Here is a 17,352-nt window from a genome sequence, read left to right as displayed (position 1 = left end):
AAAGGAGGATAACAATGTGCGGAGAAGAAAATGGATTAGAAAGCTACATAGGAATGCCTGTAATAGGTGAAAAGTTCCCAGAGATAGAAGTACATACAACTCTGGGAACAATAAAGTTGCCAGACTACTACGTAGAGAAAGGTAAGTGGTTTGTACTCTTCAGCCATCCAGCAGATTTTACACCTGTATGTACTACGGAGTTTGTAGCATTCCAGAAGAAGTATGATAAATTCAGAGAGTTAAATACAGAGTTAATTGGATTGAGTATAGATCAGGTATTCAGCCATATAAAGTGGATCGAGTGGATAAAGGAAAAATTAAATGTAGATATTGAATTTCCAGTAATTGCGGATGACAGGGGGGAGTTAGCAGAGATCTTAGGTATGATCAGTCCTTACAAGGGAAACAACACAGTTAGGGCAGTATTTGTTGTAGACAACAATGGGATAATAAGAGCTATAGTGTATTACCCACAGGAAGTAGGTAGAAATGTAGAAGAGATAGTAAGATTAGTTAAGGCACTCCAAACTGCAGATGAGAAAGGAGTTGCAACTCCAGAGAACTGGCCCAATAACGAGTTAATAGGAGATAAGGTAATCATACCACCAGCATCAACTATCCAGGAGGCAGAAAAGAGAAAGAAGGCTGCTGAAAAGGGAGAAATCGAATGCTACGACTGGTGGTTCTGCTACAAGAAATTAGAATAAGTTCTTTATAAATTTTTTATTTTTTTATTTTTATTTTTTTATATTATTATTTTATTATTTTTATTATCAGCATTTTAAGGAGTAAGTGGGATAATATGGGTAAAAAAACAATAGAAAAATTGTATATGACACCATGTATAACTCCACGAAGAAGATGGCTTACAGTATAGGAAATGGTTTAATGGAAAGTGGGGTTGAAGTTAATATATACAATGTGTCAAAAACTCCCATGAATAAGATCATGAGGGATTTTTAAGAAATTAGATTAATAGAAAAAATCCTGTCCTACATTAATTTAATTATAATTATTGTTTTTATTGTAGAGATTTTCATAGTAATTGTTAATTTAAAAAATGTTTGTTCAGGGCTAATAATAAATAATGATAAAATAAATCATCGAATATTTCACGGTATTTATTGAACACTAAAGGGAAAAATAATACTAATCTTGTTGGGAAGATCATTATTTTTTTAACGATTTCTCCATTATTTTTACCTTATTATTTTTATAATAATTTTAACTATCATTTAATTGAAACTATTGTGTAGATTGGGTTTTTCATTCCTGTTCTATAGATGTCTTCTTTATCTTATTTACTATAAATTACTTAAAAATAAAAAATAAAAAATAAATAATATTTTTCCCTAATTTTAAAAATGAATCAACAACAAATGGTGGAATCATGAACATAGGTGTATTGGGAATTCAGGGAGATATTGACGAACAGGAAGAGATGATTAGAAAAATCGGCCATAACCCTATAAGAATTAGAAGGGTGGAGGATCTATCTAAGATAGATGCTCTAATAATACCTGGTGGTGAGAGCACAACTATAGGAAAACTGATGGAAAAGTACGGGTTTATGGAGGTATTGAGAAATTCAGATATGCCTATCTTAGGTATCTGTGCAGGGATGGTACTGTTATCAAAAGGTACTGGGAAAAAACAGCCTCTACTGGGATTAATGGATATAACAGTAAAAAGAAACGCCTACGGTAGTCAGAGGGAGAGTTTCGAGGATGATGTATACTTCAATGGAGAGAAGATTAAAGGAATATTTATAAGGGCTCCTATAGTTGATAGGATTTTAAATGACAAGGTGGAGATAATTGCAAAAGAAAATGATAACATAGTAGGTGTAAAAGAAGAGAGATATATGGCAGTTGCCTTCCACCCAGAGTTGTCAGATGATGGATATAAAGTATACAACTACTTTGTAGAGAAGGTTTGTAACGTTAGAGATTAATAGTCTCTTTCTCTACATATTCTATCTCTTCTTCATGTAACTTCTCTAATATACTAAGTAAGTATGTCTTGGCAGTAGGGGAAGTTTCCCATTCTATAAAATTCATTATTTTCTTAGATAGAACGTTTAAAAATTCCCTATCTTCTTTTAATTCAGGACACTTCTTTACAATATCAACTATTTTTCTGAATATTACCCAGGGCTGCTCACTATAAGTATCATGTATAACTCTATACAATCCTTTTTTCATGTTTTTAGATTCACTGCATTTTAACATGTTTTTATCTATTAGGTAGTTATACGCTTCTATAATCTCTAATTCGACAAAAGGGCTTGACACAGATTTTAAAAGTCTTTTTATAAGAGATGGAGTAGATTTTTTATCAAAATTACTTATTAAATTGTCTTTTAGCCAGTCGCTTTTTTTAATACTTATCTCTTCAAGTATAGTTAGAGCCTTCTTGGATATTAGACTGTAACCAGGAAGTATCGCTAACTTTGCCAGTATGTCAAAGATGTTTTTAATGGATAAAATTTCATCTAATAGATTATCGTCAGATATAATTTCGTTAATAAAATAATCAAGAACCATTATTTTTGGAATTGTCATTCCCTCAGACTCTAATATCTGGATAATTATTTCAGATATAGGGGTATTTTCACTATTCATAATTTCAATGATATCCAATACTGGTATGTATCTTATCTCAACTGAATTAAGATGTATCTCTATAAATCCATCTTTAAAATATTTACTGAATATCCTTTCTTTTTCTTCTACTATAGCCTTACATTCAGGTTCTTCTATTCTATTAAGTATCTTCATCGCTATTTTAATATCTTGGGAATAAGAATCTGCATATACAACCAACTCTTTAATTCTATTTAGTATTCTCCTCTGTATTATAATTCTCTCCTCAACATATGCCAACACTTCAAGTAGGTGGATACATCTTATCCTAAAAACATGCTCGTTTACGAACTTGTAGAGAACGTCTGCCATAGTCCTAGGTAACTTAGGATACCTCTCTATATAGGATTTGACAATTTCTGCAGAGAGTGGGAAATTTCTCTTCTTTAACTTTATAATTTCAAAGAGGACATAGATAGTCTCTTCACAGATGTTGTTGTAAATTATTCTTAAGAGTGTTTCGATATATTTTTTATCTCCTTTTTTATTTTTGATGTATCTTTCTAATTCATTTTTAATTAACATTATTGCAGCCTTTCTTGTTTCAGGATATCTAATATATTTATCGATTATAGAGATTCGTTCTTCAGATTCTCTGTTGTGGTAGTCTAACAGTTCAAAGTACTCAGATACATCATCTACAAGTTTATAGAACAACTCTCTACTTATGTATTTTATAAATCTATTTTTATCAGTTAAACACTTTGTTAAAATTGTTGAGATCAGACCTGTCTTTATACTATTTACTTGGATATTCTTAGGAAATTTACTGATTAAAGTACTGTAAAACAACAAGTACTCTACCCTAGTCCCAAAATACCAGTCATCGAAGAGAAATGTGGTCTTAATTATTGGATTAATATTGGAAGGAGGTTTATCTTCAATCTCTATTATCAATCTAAATAACCATATCCCAATGTTTCTATTCAAGTAATTGGAATCGTATAACAACCTATTAACTATCTCAAACATCTGTGGATTGTATCTTATTCGTGAACATAGTATATTGCCTAAAAACTTCCCAGAGTAGAACCTATCTAACCATTCTCTCTTTTTTATGCCTAAATAGATACTTTTGATAAGTTCCTGCAATTTATAAAGTCCTAAATCTCTGAACTTTTCAAGAAGTTCTTTAGTTATATTTGGTGAATGTCTAGCAGAGATACACTGTAATTTTTTAAAATAGTACATTAAATATATACCGTAATAGTAACATAGATAACCCTCACTCATAACCTTCTCCATATCAACCTTATCAATCACTTCCTCTATCTTCTTCAGCATATATTGAGAATTACCCCATTTCACAAGATTGCACAGTGCCTCAAGGGAAAATCCTTTGAGGAGATAATTTCCCTTAACTAAATTATCTTCTATCACCTTAAAGAAATTGTCAATATCATTTTTACTTAGATTTTTATAGACTTTTTCTACAGTTATGATTTTTGAGAAGAGTAGTATTGCAGAGAGTTTGACGAGAAAGTTGTCACTTTCTATATTGTTTAGAACTTCCTCCAGTAGTACCTTACCGAGGTTTTCATCTTCATTTAACAACTCCCTGAGAGGCTTGAAGTGGGTGTATAAAATGGACATCTTAAGGGTTTTCAACGTATCGTCATATTCATATTTACTATCTTTTATTGTATTAATAACTTCTACAATATCGTCTTTAGAAACATTCTTTTTTAAATAGATGTCGTAATATTTAATTTTGTCAAAGTACTTATTAAAATCATCACCCCTTAAGTTTTGAAATATCTCTTTGTAACGATATCTTATATAGTAGAAATAGTACAGCTCAGTTAAGTACTCTCTATTTAAAGATTTAAATTCTCCCAGTATTTCAACAGCGATGATCTGAATTATTTTATACCTGTTGGTATTTGCCAACAACATAAGTTTAGGCAGTGCATCTACAAGATATTCCGGTGTTATACTGGATATCAACCCTATGGATACTAGGGAGTAGAGTATTTCATAGTTATTTGAAGATCCCAACTTCTTAGAGATAGATGAAACGAATTTGATTACTTTATAATCCTCCATCGATTTTATAATATTTATCATTAAACTGGAGACAGGCTCGTAGGAATCGTAGGCCAAAGAATACAACAGGAAAAAAATATCTTCATTTACAATATTGTATTCCAACACTATTTTCTTTAAGGAGTGGGCTAGATTTATTCTAATGAATCTATTTGTATCTAAGGCTAACTCGACAATATATGGAGTTAATTTTTCTATTGTTTCCTGATCATTGATATATCCTAATATCCTAGCAGCTTCAGATCGTTTCTTCCAGTCTTGTTTGTAATATTCAAGGAAAAGTTGTGAAAGTTCCCTATTAGCAGAGGTATTATAATTGTAAGCATTCATAAAAAACCCACCGTTTTTCGATATCATTTCCTCAATAAATAATATAATTTATTTTAGTATATTTTAATAATTTTTGCAATTAATAAATTTATTACCCCATTTATAATAAATACTAACTTTAAATACCAAAATACATAGAAACTCCATGTCCAAAATAAGCTATAAGGAGAAATCGGGAAAATCTCCCTATCAAGGTCCCAACTGTAAATTTTAAAACACCCATGTCAAAAATCCCTGAGAGCCAGGCTACAATTTTATACGGCAAAGGAGTAAATCCTGCAATTACCACGCCCAAAACACCGTACTTTTCAAAAAACCTTTCTCCCATTCTAAAGTACTTTTCTCCAAACAATCTGATAAAAACTGGCGTCCCAAGTTTATAACCTAATATATAACCAGTTATTCCTCCCAACACCGAACCTACAGTTGAGATCACCGCACATATTAAGGGATCTAAACCAAAGATAGAGGCACCTAATATAAAGATATCTGGGGGTACAGGTTGGATTATCGACTCAGAGAACGCTACTACAAAGAGGCCGAGGTATCCATAATATCTTATTAAATCCCCTATCAGTATATTGATGTCCATAGTATCTTACTCAGTGCCTTGTTGTAAAGATGTTAATATAAATTATAGACCAAATATTACAAATAAAAATATTACAAATAAGTTATTTATTATGTTAATATTATTAATAATAATGATAGTTAAAAATTCAGTATCAAACAGCATCTAAGGAGATACATAAATATATAATGTTATTATTTAAAATTCCTGGTATAAGTATTATAGGTGATAAAATCTTAACGAAGAGGATAATTCCCTGTCTAGATATAAAGGAGGGCAGGGTTGTAAAGGGGACTAAATTCGTCCACTTAAAGGATGCAGGAGATCCTGTAGAATTGTCCAAGGTATATGATGAAGAAGGTGCAGATGAGTTGGTATTTCTAGATATTACCGCATCTTACGAGAAGAGACGTATACTTATAGATTTAGTTGAGAAGACAGCTGAGCAGGTATTTATACCTTTAACTGTTGGAGGTGGTGTTAGGACAGTTGAAGATTTCCGGAGACTACTTAGAGCAGGTGCTGATAAGGTATCTGTAAATACAGCTGCAGTTAAGACTCCTGAGCTGATAAAGGAAGCCAGTGAGATTTTTGGTTCCCAGTGTGTTGTAGTTGCTATAGATGCAAAAAGGAGATATGTAGAAGGAGAAGAGGTAGATGCTGCTAGGGAGAGGGGTAGAAACGTTGTAAAAGTTGATAGTAGATACTGCTGGTTTGAGGTTTATATATATGGAGGTAGAAAGGGGACTGGAATAGATGCTATAGAGTGGGGTAGGAAGGTATGGGAGTTGGGTGCTGGAGAGATACTCCTTACCAGTATAGATGCAGACGGTACTAAGAAGGGCTACGATATCCAATTAACAAGATTAATGTCTGAGAACGTTGGAATACCTGTTATAGCAAGTGGAGGCTGTGGAACACTGGAACATATCTACGAGGTATTTGAATATGGAAAGGCAGATGCTGCATTAATGGCAAGTATTCTTCACTACAGGGAATATTCCATCAGGGAGATTAAAGAGTATCTGTTAAATAGAGGGATTCCAGTTAGATTATAAGGGGGTAGATATGGCTAAGGGTAGAAGATCGAAGTCAAAAACTACAAATACTGAACATGAGAAATACATGGCCGCAAGGGAGGCTCTTAATCTTATAAAAGATGGGATGATAGTAGGTTTAGGTTCAGGTACAACAACCAACATATTTATAGAGGAGTTAGGTAAGAAGATCACCGAAGAAGAGTTAAGTATATTTGGAGTGCCTACATCCTTTGAATCCCGTATATTGGCCATCAAAAATGGAATACCGATAGTGTCCTTAGATCAGTGTGATGTTATAGATATTGCAGTAGATGGTGCCGACGAGGTTGAGAGAAAATCCCTAAATCTCATAAAAGGGGGAGGAGGCTGCCATACGATGGAGAAAATAGTGGATTACTACGCAGAGGAGTTTGTAGTCATAGTAGATAGTAGTAAAGTCGTGGATATGCTGGGAAATAAGACACCTGTGCCCCTAGAGGTACTACCTTCTGCGTATTCTTTTGTATTAAAGGAGTTACTTAGAAGGGATGCGGCACCTTCTATAAGGATGGCTGAGAGGAAGAGAGGCCCAGTAATCACAGATAACGGTAATATAATAATAGATGTATTCATGGACCTGAAGGAGCCTGAAAAGATGGAGATGGAGTTAAATACCATACCGGGAGTTGTGGAGAACGGTATCTTTACAAAGGTGAATAAAGTTATCGTTGGACATAAAAATAAGGTGGAGATACTACAGAAAGAGTAGATACAAAATCCTGATTTTCAACAATTCTGGTTTCCATTAAAGGAGAGATTAAAAGAATATTCTTAAAAGATGTATCAATCTCCTACAAATAATAACATTTTACTTTTTAACGGTATTAGCTCTTTAAATTCTTCTTTATTATTTTTATAATTATTATTTTTATTCAAGGTTCTCGATAGTTGTTGTTTAGTACGAATAGTTTTATCCATATTACTATTATTTTATTACTATTATTTTTATATTAAATTTTTATACGATCCATTTAACAGGATATAAAGGTGATAGATTATGGCTAAAGGTTACACTCCCAAAGAACTTGTTGAATGGGATAAAAAATACCTATGGCATCCATATACTCAAATGAGGGAGTACGATCCTCCCTTTAAAAATCTGATAATAGAGAGAGGTGAAGGTAACTACCTTATAGATATCTATGGAAATAAATACCTAGATGCTGTGTCTTCTATATGGTGTAATCTCTTTGGCCACAGTGAGAGGAGGATTATTGAGGAAATAAAGAGACAGGCAGATAAGATATGTCACTCTACACTGTTAGGATGTGGTAATGTACCTTCTATACTCCTGGCAAAGAAACTTGTTGAGATCACTCCCCCCCATCTAACTAAGGTGTTCTACTCGGAGGATGGTTCAGAGGCTGTTGAAATTGCTCTTAAGATAGCCTTTCAGTATTACCAGTTAAAGGATCCTGAAGGTAATAAAAAGAGGACTAAGTTCCTCTCTGTAAAGGATGGCTATCATGGAGATACCTTTGGAGCCATGAGTGTAGGGGGTAGTGAGATTTTCCATGGTTTATTTAAGCCCCTCCTATTTAAGGGATACCATGGAAACCCTCCCTACTGCTACAGGTGTAGATACGGCCACAACTTCAGGGATACAGATGAGAGGATGGAGATGGGATGCAGTATGGACTGTCTCGAAGATATGCTGAAACTCTTAGAGGAGGCTAAGGATGAGCTCTTCTGTATAATACTGGAAGGGGGAATAATGGGTTCTGCCGGGATGATTCCATACCCTGATAACTATATAGAGGAGTTGGCAAGGAGATCTAAGGAAGAAGGTATAGTATTTATATTAGATGAAGTTGCAACCTTTGGGAGACTTGGTAGATATCTTTATTCAGAGAGGGAGGAGTTAAAAAGTATATCTAAACCAGATATAATTACAATCGGGAAGGGTATAACTGGAGGTTATCTGCCCTTGGCAGTTACCATGACAACTGACGAGATATACAACCAATTCTTAGGGGACTTTGAAGAGCTCAGACACTTCTTCCATGGGCACACTTATACGGGAAATCAGTTATTATGTACTTCAGCACTTGCTACCTTGGAAATACTGGGAGAGAAGGACTTCTTTAAGAAAGTAAATAAGAAGATAGAGATGTTTCATAGAGAGTTAGACAAATTGAAGGAGTTGGAACATGTGGGCGATGTCAGGAAGAAGGGTTTTATGGTAGGTATTGAGTTGGTGAAGGATAAGAAGACCAAGGAACCATATTCATACAGGGAGAAGGTAGCGTATAGGGTTGCAGAGAACCTACTTAAGAGGGGCATATATATGAGACCTATTCTTAACACTATAATATTAGTTCCTCCTCTAACTATTACAGAGAATGAAATAGAAATCCTGTGTAGAAATCTCTACGATGCGATTCGGGAAACCTTAGGATAATTTGTGTTATAGCAATAACAACTTCGAGATCTCAATAAAAAAATAAGTTGAAAAAATAATTAAATCATATAATTAAATATATTATAATATTATAATTTATATATTTATATAGCTTAAAAATGTTATTACCATAGATTATATTTTTTGTTATGATACTCTTTATTATTTTTATTAATCCTCTTTTAAATCCATTAATTTTGATAAAACTAGCTATCTACTTACGTGGAAATATGGACGCCTTACTTATGGCTGGTGGAAAAGGTACGAGGTTAAAGGCTGATGTAGAAAAACCACTACTACCAATTTTAAAAAAACCTATGATAGACTATGTAATCCAGTCCCTTTTAAACTCTAAGATAGAGAATATATATATCGCAGTATCTCCGAATACCAGGAAAACTAAGAAGTATCTATTTAAGAAATATTGTAATAAAAAAAGAATAAAAATAATAGACACTCCTGGTAAGGGTTATATTCATGATATAAACTATTCTATGAGATATTTCTCAGAGCCTTTCATGGTAATATGCTGTGATATACCTACTATAACACCTAAAGTTATAGATGAAATTATAGATGAATATTACACTCTAAGGTCTAAGAATATGAATTTGGAGACCCTCTGTGTAGTGGTGGAGAAGAATAAATATCTAAGCAGTTCTACTATAGCAATTGATAATTACATCCCTATAGGTATAAACATACTTTGTCCAGTGAATAGAGAACAGGTGGAAAAGCTGTATGTCTTAAAGGAGCCCGTATTAAATGTGAATACGTTAGAAGAGAAGAAAATAGTAGAGTCGTTTATTAGTAGTTATAGACTATAAATAAATTAGCTGGGACTGTTGAGATAAGATAAAATAAGTAAAATTCTAAATGATACAACTGTGGATATTACAAAAGGTATTTCCTACCCTATTTCAATGTCGAAAAAACATTCTGGGATATATTTTATTCTATTAGTTATAATTTTAGTTATAATTATTGTATAATTGATATCCTTTTAATCGCTACTTCTGGTAGGAATTAAGATAATATTAGGATCAATTATATAACAAATTAAAAATAGTATAAATAAAATACTTAAAAAGATAAAATAGATAAAAAATACTATCTATCAAGATAATAAGGAAAATTAATAATTCTCCCAATTAGGTGAGGTATCTAATGGTGTTAAAGCCTTACAGAATTATAAACGAGTTATCCAAAAGGTACCCCCTTAGAAATGAAGAGAAGATGTTATTAGGTACTGACGGAAGTGTTACCAACCTTCTGGAGATACTGTTCAACGGTGAGATCACTGTAAAAACTATCAGTCAGAAAATAGTAAACGGTGTAAATTACAGAAGTGTAATCCTCAAGATCGGAGACACTCCTTTAGTATACGCCACTTCAAAGATACCTCTGAAGAATATTGGTGATGAAACTCTGAGAGACAGTATTAAGAGAGATTTACTCTCTGCAGATATACCTATAGGGAAAATTCTGAAGATGCACAACTTAGAAACTCGGCGGGAAATAGTGGATATATCCTATAAAGAGGTAGAAGAATCAATTAGAAGGTATCTAAATACGGAGAGGAGAATCCTTCCTCAGAGAACCTACAATATTATATATAGAGGTAAAGTACTTATGGAGATTACCGAGATTTTTAACATTGGGGATTACCTATAGAGTTGGGATACTATGAGTGCCATCAGAAGTTACGGAGAATCCTACGAAGCTATGTACTATGAACCTATGGATAATAAGATAGTTAAATGTACCTTATGTCCTAGATACTGCGTAATTCCTCCTGGGAAGAGAGGTTTCTGTAGATGCAGGGAGAACATAGGTGGAAAACTCTATACCATAAACTATGGTAAGGTTTGCTCAGCTGCTGTAGATCCTGTTGAAAAAAAGCCCCTCTATCACTTTCATCCTAGTTCTATAACATTCTCTATAGCTACTGCAGGATGTAACTTTAGGTGTAAGCACTGTCAAAACTGGGAGATCAGTCAGGTTTCTCCTGATGATATTATCTACAATACCCTATACCCTGAGGATATAGTAAGAATGGCCTTAGAATACAGGTGTGACGGTATAGCCTATACCTATACTGAACCTACTGTCTTCTACGAACTTATGTATGACACTGTGAGTATCGCTAGGAAAAAGGGCTTATACAACGTCATGATAACAAATGGATATATAAACGAGGAACCTCTAAGAAACTTAAAGATAGATGGGATGAATATAGATATAAAGGGCAATGAAAAGTTTTACAGAGAAGTATGTCATGGAACCTTAGAGCCAGTTCTAAGGACTGCTATAGTAGCCAAGAAAATAGGTATCCATGTGGAGATAACCAACCTTATAATACCTACCTACAACGACAACATGGAAGATATTCTAAATCTCATACACTTCGTAAGAGATTACCTGGGTAAAGAGACCCCTCTCCACTTCACAAGATTCTTTCCACGATATAAGTTGTTAGATATTCCTCCAACACCTCTGGAAGTTTTAGAAAGTGCGAGAAACTTAGCCCTGGAGGAAGGTTTAAAGTATGTTTACATAGGAAACGTCCCAGGGCACGAAGGAGAGAATACCTACTGTCCTAACTGTAAGACTTTACTTATTGATAGATCGAAATTTTCCGTGATAGTTAATAACATCGATACAAGTTCTGGAGTTCCACAGTGTCCTAACTGTGGAGAGATAATTGATATCGTGCTATAATCTAAAAGGTGATGCTATGGAGGAGGTAAGGACAGAGGTCAATTTTAGGGAGATAGATCTGGAAATAAAGAAGTTCTGGGAGAAGAATAACATATATAGAAAGGTAAAGAGATCTTTAGAACATGGTCCAGAATATTACTTTGTAGATGGACCTCCATACTGTTCAGGAGCCATACACCTCGGAACAGCATGGAATAAGATAATAAAGGATACTGTATTGAGATTCAAGAGATTACAAGGTTATAACGTATTGGATAAAGCTGGCTGGGATATGCATGGTCTTCCAATAGAGGTGAAGGTAGAGGAAGAGTTTAAAATAAATTCAAAGAAGGACATAGAGAAGAAAATTGGCACTGAGAGATTTATAGAAAAGTGTAAGGAGTTTGCACTGAGGAATAGAGAGGTTATGGAAAGACAGTTCAAGAACTTAGGGGTATGGCTTGACTGGGAAAACGCCTATATGCCGATAGAGAGGGACTATATAGAAACTGGATGGTGGACCTTAAAGAAGGCTCATAAGAGGGGCCTCCTCTCAAAGGATCTTAGGGTAGGTTATTGGTGTCCAAGGTGTGAAACATCCTTGGCAGAGCATGAAGTAAGAGGAGAATACAAGGAGGTAGTAGATCCTTCTATCTACGTTAAATTCCCCTTGAAGGATAAGGAGAATACATACCTTATAATCTGGACAACTACTCCCTGGACTTTAATAGCAAACATGCTGGTCGCCGTCCATCCTGACTTCAACTACGCCTATGTTAAGGTAACCTTAGAGACTGGAGGGGAAGAGATTGAAGAGTATTGGATAATAGGAGAACCGTTAGTTGAGAGTGTTGTAAAGAAGGCTGAGAAGATTTATAACATAAAACACTACGAGGTTGTAAAAACTGTTAAAGGTAGTGAATTGGAGGGTTTAAAGTATATTACTCCCCTCTTAGAAGAGAACGAAAAACTTAAAGAGTTCTCCGAGATGGAGAAGGTCCATACTATAGTATTGGGAGAGCATGTTTCTCTAGAAGAGGGTACAGGTTTGGTACATACAGCAACAGGTTTTGGTGAGGAAGACTTTGAGGTTGGTGAGAGATACAGTATTCCTATATACTCCCCAATAGATGATAGAGGTAGATATACTGAAGGATTATGGAAAGGTATCTTCGTAAAGGAGGCAGATAGGTATATAATAGAGAGATTGAAGGAGAAAGGGCTACTTCTCTCCGAGGGTAAGATAAAACACTCCTATCCACACTGTTGGAGGTGTAAAACTCCACTACTTTTCAGAGCTACAGAACAGTGGTTCCTGAAGATATCTAAGATAAAGGATGAAATAATAGAACAGGCTAAGAGTGTCCATTGGATACCAGGTTGGGTAGAAACTAGGTATATAAATGGAGTAAAGTACGTAGGAGACTGGAACATAAGTAGACAGAGGTACTGGGGTATACCTATTCCAATCTGGATCTGTGAGAAATGTGGTTCCTACGAGGTTATTGGAAGTGTCGAAGAGTTGAAAGAGAAGATGATAAATGAAGTAGATCTGGAGGATCTACATAAACCTACTGTAGATAAGGTGCTTCTCAGGTGTCATTGTGGAGGTACTATGAAGAGAGTGCCAGATGTCTTAGATGTATGGTTTGACTCAGGTTTAGCACCTTACGCTTCTATGAATCTGAGGAAACTTAAAAAGGCTGACTTCATAGTGGAGGGACACGATCAGGTTACAAAGTGGTTTTACTCCCAACATGCCCTAAGCACTATCCTCTTCAACGACGTACCATATAAGAAGTGTATGATGCATGGTTTCGCCCTCGACGAGAAAGGAAATAAGATGAGTAAGAGTTTAGGGAACATAGTTAATCCAGATGATGTTGTAGAAGAGTACGGGGCAGATATACTGAGGTTCTACCTTCTAAGTGCAAACAAGGCATGGGAGGATATAAAGTTCTCCTATACTGAGTTGAAGGATGTTAGAAATCTATTTAACACATTGTGGAACGCCTACGCATTTGCGGTTAACTACATGGTACTTGACAACTTTCAGCCTAATGATGAATATATGAAGTACCTTAAGGATGAAGATAGATGGATAATAAGTAGGATAAACACATTAACCAAGGAGATAGTAGAGGATCTAGAAATACCACATCTCCACTCCTATACTTGGAAGTTGAGGGATTTCATACTTGAGGATCTAAGTAGATGGTATATTAGACTTATAAGGGGTAGAACCTGGAAGGAGAGTGAGGATCCAGAAAAACTCTCTGCCTATCAGACACTGTACTACGTGCTGATGAAACTGATACTCTTACTGTCTCCAGTGGTTCCACATATAAGTGAGAAAATATACCAGAACTTGAAGACTGAGGGAATGCCAGAGAGTATATTCATGAACAGGATAACTGTAGATGAAAAGTATATAGACAGAACCTTAGAGAATGAGATGGAAGTAATTAGAGAGATAGTAGATGCTATATTGAGAGGGAGGGATAAGGCAAAATATACTCTCAGGTATCCAATATGGAAGATAATATTGCCAAAAACTGTAGAAGATATAGTAAGCAAATACAGCCATATCATAAAGGAGCAAGGGAATGTCAAGGAGATAGAAGTTACAGAGTTCCAGGGTAATATATCTGTAAAACCAAACTACAGAGAGTTAGGTAAGGTATTCAAAAGTGAGGTTCCAAAGGTTGTAGAGGTTATAAAGTCTGTAGATCCCAAGATACTTAAGGAAAAACTGGAAAAAGAAGGTGTTGTTAAAATTGGAGAATACGAGATAAAACCTGAATATATACAGTTTAAGATGGAGATACCGGAGAATATAATTGGAGTGGAGTTCTCCAAGGGAAGTGTATATATGGATATTAAATTAACTGAAGATATCATTAAAGAAGGACTTATGAGGGAAGTTATAAGGAGAATACAAGCTATGAGGAAGGATATGGACCTGAATATCGAAGAGTGGGTTAATATAAAGATGGAAGGTGTATCCTTCGATAGGGATACCTTAGAATATATAGAGAGGGAGGTAAGAGGTAAGTTTCTTGACGAGGTAGATGCAGATTATAGAAAGGTATGGGAGATAAAAACACCGGATAACAGGAAGTATAAGGTGGAGATAGGTATAGAAAGGTGTAAGAAGGAATAATTAAATCTCCTTTCTCAATCTATATTTCCAAATGGATAATAAAAATTAGAAGTATAATAATTATAAAAAATAAAATAATAATAAAAACAGAACTCCTAGGACTGTTAAATACATACAAAAGAGATATGTCGCTTAACTATAAAATTAAAACGTTAAAAAACAAACGTTATTACAAAATTTCTAGTCTTTCCAATAAGAGTTAAAACTAAGGTGTAAAAAATGGATATCTACGATGTAGTGATAATAGGGGGAGGTCCTGCTGGATTGACTGCAGGAATATATGCCATGAGGGCAAAGTTAAAGACCGTATGTATTGAGAAGGAAAGGGAAGGAGGGAAAATAGCGGAGGCAGGTGTTGTAGAAAATTATCCAGGTTTTGAAGATATTAAAGGGTATGAATTGGCAGAGAGATTTGTGAAACATGCTAAGAAATTTAATTTAGAGATTGTATATGATACCATTGTAAAGATAGACACAGAGGATAGGCCTTTTAAGGTGATAGGAGAGAATAACACCTATATCACTAAAAGTGTTGTAATTGCAACTGGAACAAGAGAGAAGAAATTGGGATTGAATGAAGATGAATTTATTGGAAAAGGAGTCTCCTATTGTACCACATGTGATGCCTTCTTCTATCTAAATAAGGATGTAATAGTAATCGGTAGAGATACACCAGCCGTCATGTCTGCACTGAATTTAAAGGATATTGCAAAGAAAGTAACAGTGATTACAGATAAAAAGGAATTAAAATCTGCTGAGAGGATCATGTTAGATAGGTTAAAGGATGCAGAGAATATTGACGTAATAAAAAATGCAAAGATTATAAAGATACTTGGAGAGGAGAAGGCAGAAGGTGTATTGATATCTCTGGACGGTGAAGAAAGAGTTATTAAAGGCGATGGGATCTTTATAAGTATGGGGCACGAACCTAATTCCCAGTTCTTAGAGGGTAGTGGGGTGGAGTTAATCAATGGATTTGTAAAAGTAGATAGGAGATGTAGGACTAACATAGATGGTATATTTGCTTGTGGAGATATTACAGGAGGGGTCTTACAGGTGTCAAAGGCTGTTGGAGAGGGGGCTGTTGCGATGGTAGGTGTTGTGAAGTATTTGAACAGATTGGATAAAAATTAATAACTTCAGACAGATTTAACAATAAAAAGAAAAATAAAAAGTTTTCTCTACAAATGGCCATGAAGGTTTTTTTATTATTCCTATCAAAATTATCTGTAGAGATGCAGAGGTGCTTCCTTCTTAGACTTGTTCAACTCCCCTAACACTGCATCTAGATCTTTCTCATCTATGTACTTTTTATCTTCTAGTATAGCCCTGTGGAGAGCTGGTTTCAAGAACTTCTCCTTTATATCTCTTCCACTCATACCTTTTGTCTTCTCTACATACTTTCTCAAATCTGCCCTGATCTCTAGAGGCATCTTTTTCCTATAGAGTTCCATAATCTGTAATCTCTCCTTGTCATCTGGTAGTTCAAATTTTATCTCTTCCTCGAATCTACTCCTTATGGCACTGTCTAGGATATCTGGATTGTTGGTAGCTCCTATGGTCACCACTCCGTCGTTATCATGTATGCCATCTAACTCTGTTAATAGGGCATTTACAACCTCCGACACATCCCCTCTTAGGGATTGGTACTGTCTACTAAGGGCTATTGCATCTAATTCATCGATGAATACAATACATGGCTTGTTCTCCAATGCCCTACTGTACAGTTGTTCTATCTGTTTGGCACCGTCTCCAACGTGCTCCCCTATCAGCTCGGTGGCCTTTATTAAGTAGAGAGGTACGTCAGTTTCAGTTGCTAGAGCCCTTGCCATCAGTGTCTTTCCAGTTCCTGGAGGTCCGTAGAAGAGGATGTTCTTTGGAGCCCACTCTCCAAACAGTTCAGGCTGTTTAAGGTACTTTATAATGATTTTACACTTTTTCTTTGCGTGTTCCTGGCCTATTATCTCGTCAAATCTTACCTTTTTAAAGGGCTTATTTCCTACATCTCTCTCAGTTATAATTTTAAATAGAGTATCCCTTGTGATTATACCTCCATCAGATGGATATGTAGATACAACTTTGAATGCATAATCTGGAATTATGGTGTTGTCAAAGAGATAATCCCCCTCCTTTACAGTCTCGCCTTCCCACTGCTCTCTCGCATATACGTTAAATAAAGTAGGATCGTCTATAGTAACCTTTAGATTCTCACTGTTTATTTTAATTGGGAATCCCACAGGTTTTATTATAACATACTTTAGTGCTATAACTTTGTCAGATATCTTCGCAGTTTCAGAAACTAAGGATTTTAACTTTATGGTGCTTAAGTTTATCCTGTTCATGAAGAACACCTCAAAGATATTATCAAGATATTATCAAGATATTATCAAAGTAAATAAGTAATTCCGTTTATTATA

At 34.9% G+C, this 17,352-nt stretch carries 14 protein-coding genes; 11 read left to right on the top strand and 3 right to left on the bottom strand.

Going from position 1 to position 17,352, the window contains the following annotated elements:
* The first annotated feature begins 53 nt into the window (after positions 1-53).
* The 3 genes from MHHB_RS03925 to pdxT all read left to right on the top strand — a co-directional run bounded on the left by MHHB_RS03925 (position 54) and on the right by pdxT (position 1,954).
* Entirely contained in the window at positions 54-707 is a 654-nt protein-coding gene (locus MHHB_RS03925) for a peroxiredoxin (protein ID WP_131007429.1), read from the top strand.
* Between the two features lie 118 nt (positions 708-825).
* Positions 826-963 (top strand): flavodoxin domain-containing protein, encoded by a 138-nt coding sequence (locus tag MHHB_RS06550; RefSeq protein WP_394342773.1) that lies wholly within the window; start codon positions 826-828, stop codon positions 961-963.
* 427 nt (positions 964-1,390) lie between these two features.
* Positions 1,391-1,954 carry a pyridoxal 5'-phosphate synthase glutaminase subunit PdxT gene (gene pdxT / locus MHHB_RS03915; RefSeq protein ID WP_131007298.1) on the top strand — a complete coding sequence of 188 codons (564 nt, stop codon included), beginning with the start codon at positions 1,391-1,393 and terminating at the stop codon, positions 1,952-1,954.
* Here pdxT and MHHB_RS03910 read toward each other — a convergent pair.
* A complete protein-coding gene (locus MHHB_RS03910; protein ID WP_131007297.1) occupies positions 1,944-5,021 on the bottom strand; it encodes a HEAT repeat domain-containing protein in 3,078 nt (1,025 codons plus the stop codon). The two genes, pdxT and MHHB_RS03910, sit on opposite strands and share 11 nt — an antisense overlap.
* Positions 5,022-5,139: 118 nt before the next feature.
* Positions 5,140-5,613: a YqaA family protein gene (locus tag MHHB_RS03905; protein WP_131007296.1), complete on the bottom strand. Its 474-nt coding sequence runs from the start codon at positions 5,611-5,613 to the stop codon at positions 5,140-5,142.
* A 212-nt stretch (positions 5,614-5,825) separates the two neighbouring features.
* On the opposite strand from MHHB_RS03905, the gene hisF reads away from it, so the two are divergent.
* The 8 genes from hisF to trxR all read left to right on the top strand — a co-directional run bounded on the left by hisF (position 5,826) and on the right by trxR (position 16,069).
* The gene (hisF, locus tag MHHB_RS03900) at positions 5,826-6,650 is read left to right on the top strand and encodes an imidazole glycerol phosphate synthase subunit HisF (RefSeq protein WP_131007427.1); all 825 of its coding nucleotides are present in this window, start codon (positions 5,826-5,828) and stop codon (positions 6,648-6,650) included.
* Between the two features lie 10 nt (positions 6,651-6,660).
* Complete coding sequence (rpiA, locus tag MHHB_RS03895; RefSeq protein ID WP_131007295.1) at positions 6,661-7,380, top strand: ribose-5-phosphate isomerase RpiA; 720 nt, start codon at positions 6,661-6,663, stop codon at positions 7,378-7,380.
* A 288-nt stretch (positions 7,381-7,668) separates the two neighbouring features.
* Entirely contained in the window at positions 7,669-9,072 is a 1,404-nt protein-coding gene (gene bioA, locus MHHB_RS03890) for an adenosylmethionine--8-amino-7-oxononanoate transaminase (protein WP_131007294.1), read from the top strand.
* Positions 9,073-9,302: 230 nt separating this feature from the next.
* Entirely contained in the window at positions 9,303-9,899 is a 597-nt protein-coding gene (gene cobY / locus MHHB_RS03885) for an adenosylcobinamide-phosphate guanylyltransferase (RefSeq protein WP_131007293.1), read from the top strand.
* A gap of 340 nt (positions 9,900-10,239) precedes the next feature.
* On the top strand, positions 10,240-10,746 hold the full coding sequence (locus MHHB_RS03880; RefSeq protein WP_131007292.1) for a chorismate--pyruvate lyase family protein: 507 nt from the start codon (positions 10,240-10,242) through the stop codon (positions 10,744-10,746).
* Positions 10,747-10,758: 12 nt separating this feature from the next.
* Positions 10,759-11,793, top strand: coding sequence for an AmmeMemoRadiSam system radical SAM enzyme (amrS, locus tag MHHB_RS03875; protein WP_131007291.1), 1,035 nt, complete (start codon positions 10,759-10,761; stop codon positions 11,791-11,793).
* 16 nt (positions 11,794-11,809) lie between these two features.
* A complete protein-coding gene (gene ileS / locus MHHB_RS03870; RefSeq protein ID WP_131007290.1) occupies positions 11,810-14,935 on the top strand; it encodes an isoleucine--tRNA ligase in 3,126 nt (1,041 codons plus the stop codon).
* A gap of 219 nt (positions 14,936-15,154) precedes the next feature.
* On the top strand, positions 15,155-16,069 hold the full coding sequence (trxR, locus tag MHHB_RS03865) for a F420-dependent thioredoxin reductase (protein WP_131007289.1): 915 nt from the start codon (positions 15,155-15,157) through the stop codon (positions 16,067-16,069).
* Positions 16,070-16,158: 89 nt separating this feature from the next.
* Here the strand turns inward: trxR and MHHB_RS03860 are convergent, their stop codons facing one another.
* A complete protein-coding gene (locus tag MHHB_RS03860) occupies positions 16,159-17,277 on the bottom strand; it encodes an AAA family ATPase (RefSeq protein WP_131007288.1) in 1,119 nt (372 codons plus the stop codon).
* Between the last annotated feature and the right edge of the window lie 75 nt (positions 17,278-17,352).

Origin of the sequence: Methanofervidicoccus abyssi, from assembly GCF_004310395.1 — an archaeon.
GTDB lineage: Archaea > AGJL01 > Methanococci > Methanococcales > Methanococcaceae > Methanofervidicoccus > Methanofervidicoccus abyssi.
This window is presented reverse-complemented; position numbering and strand designations above follow the sequence as displayed.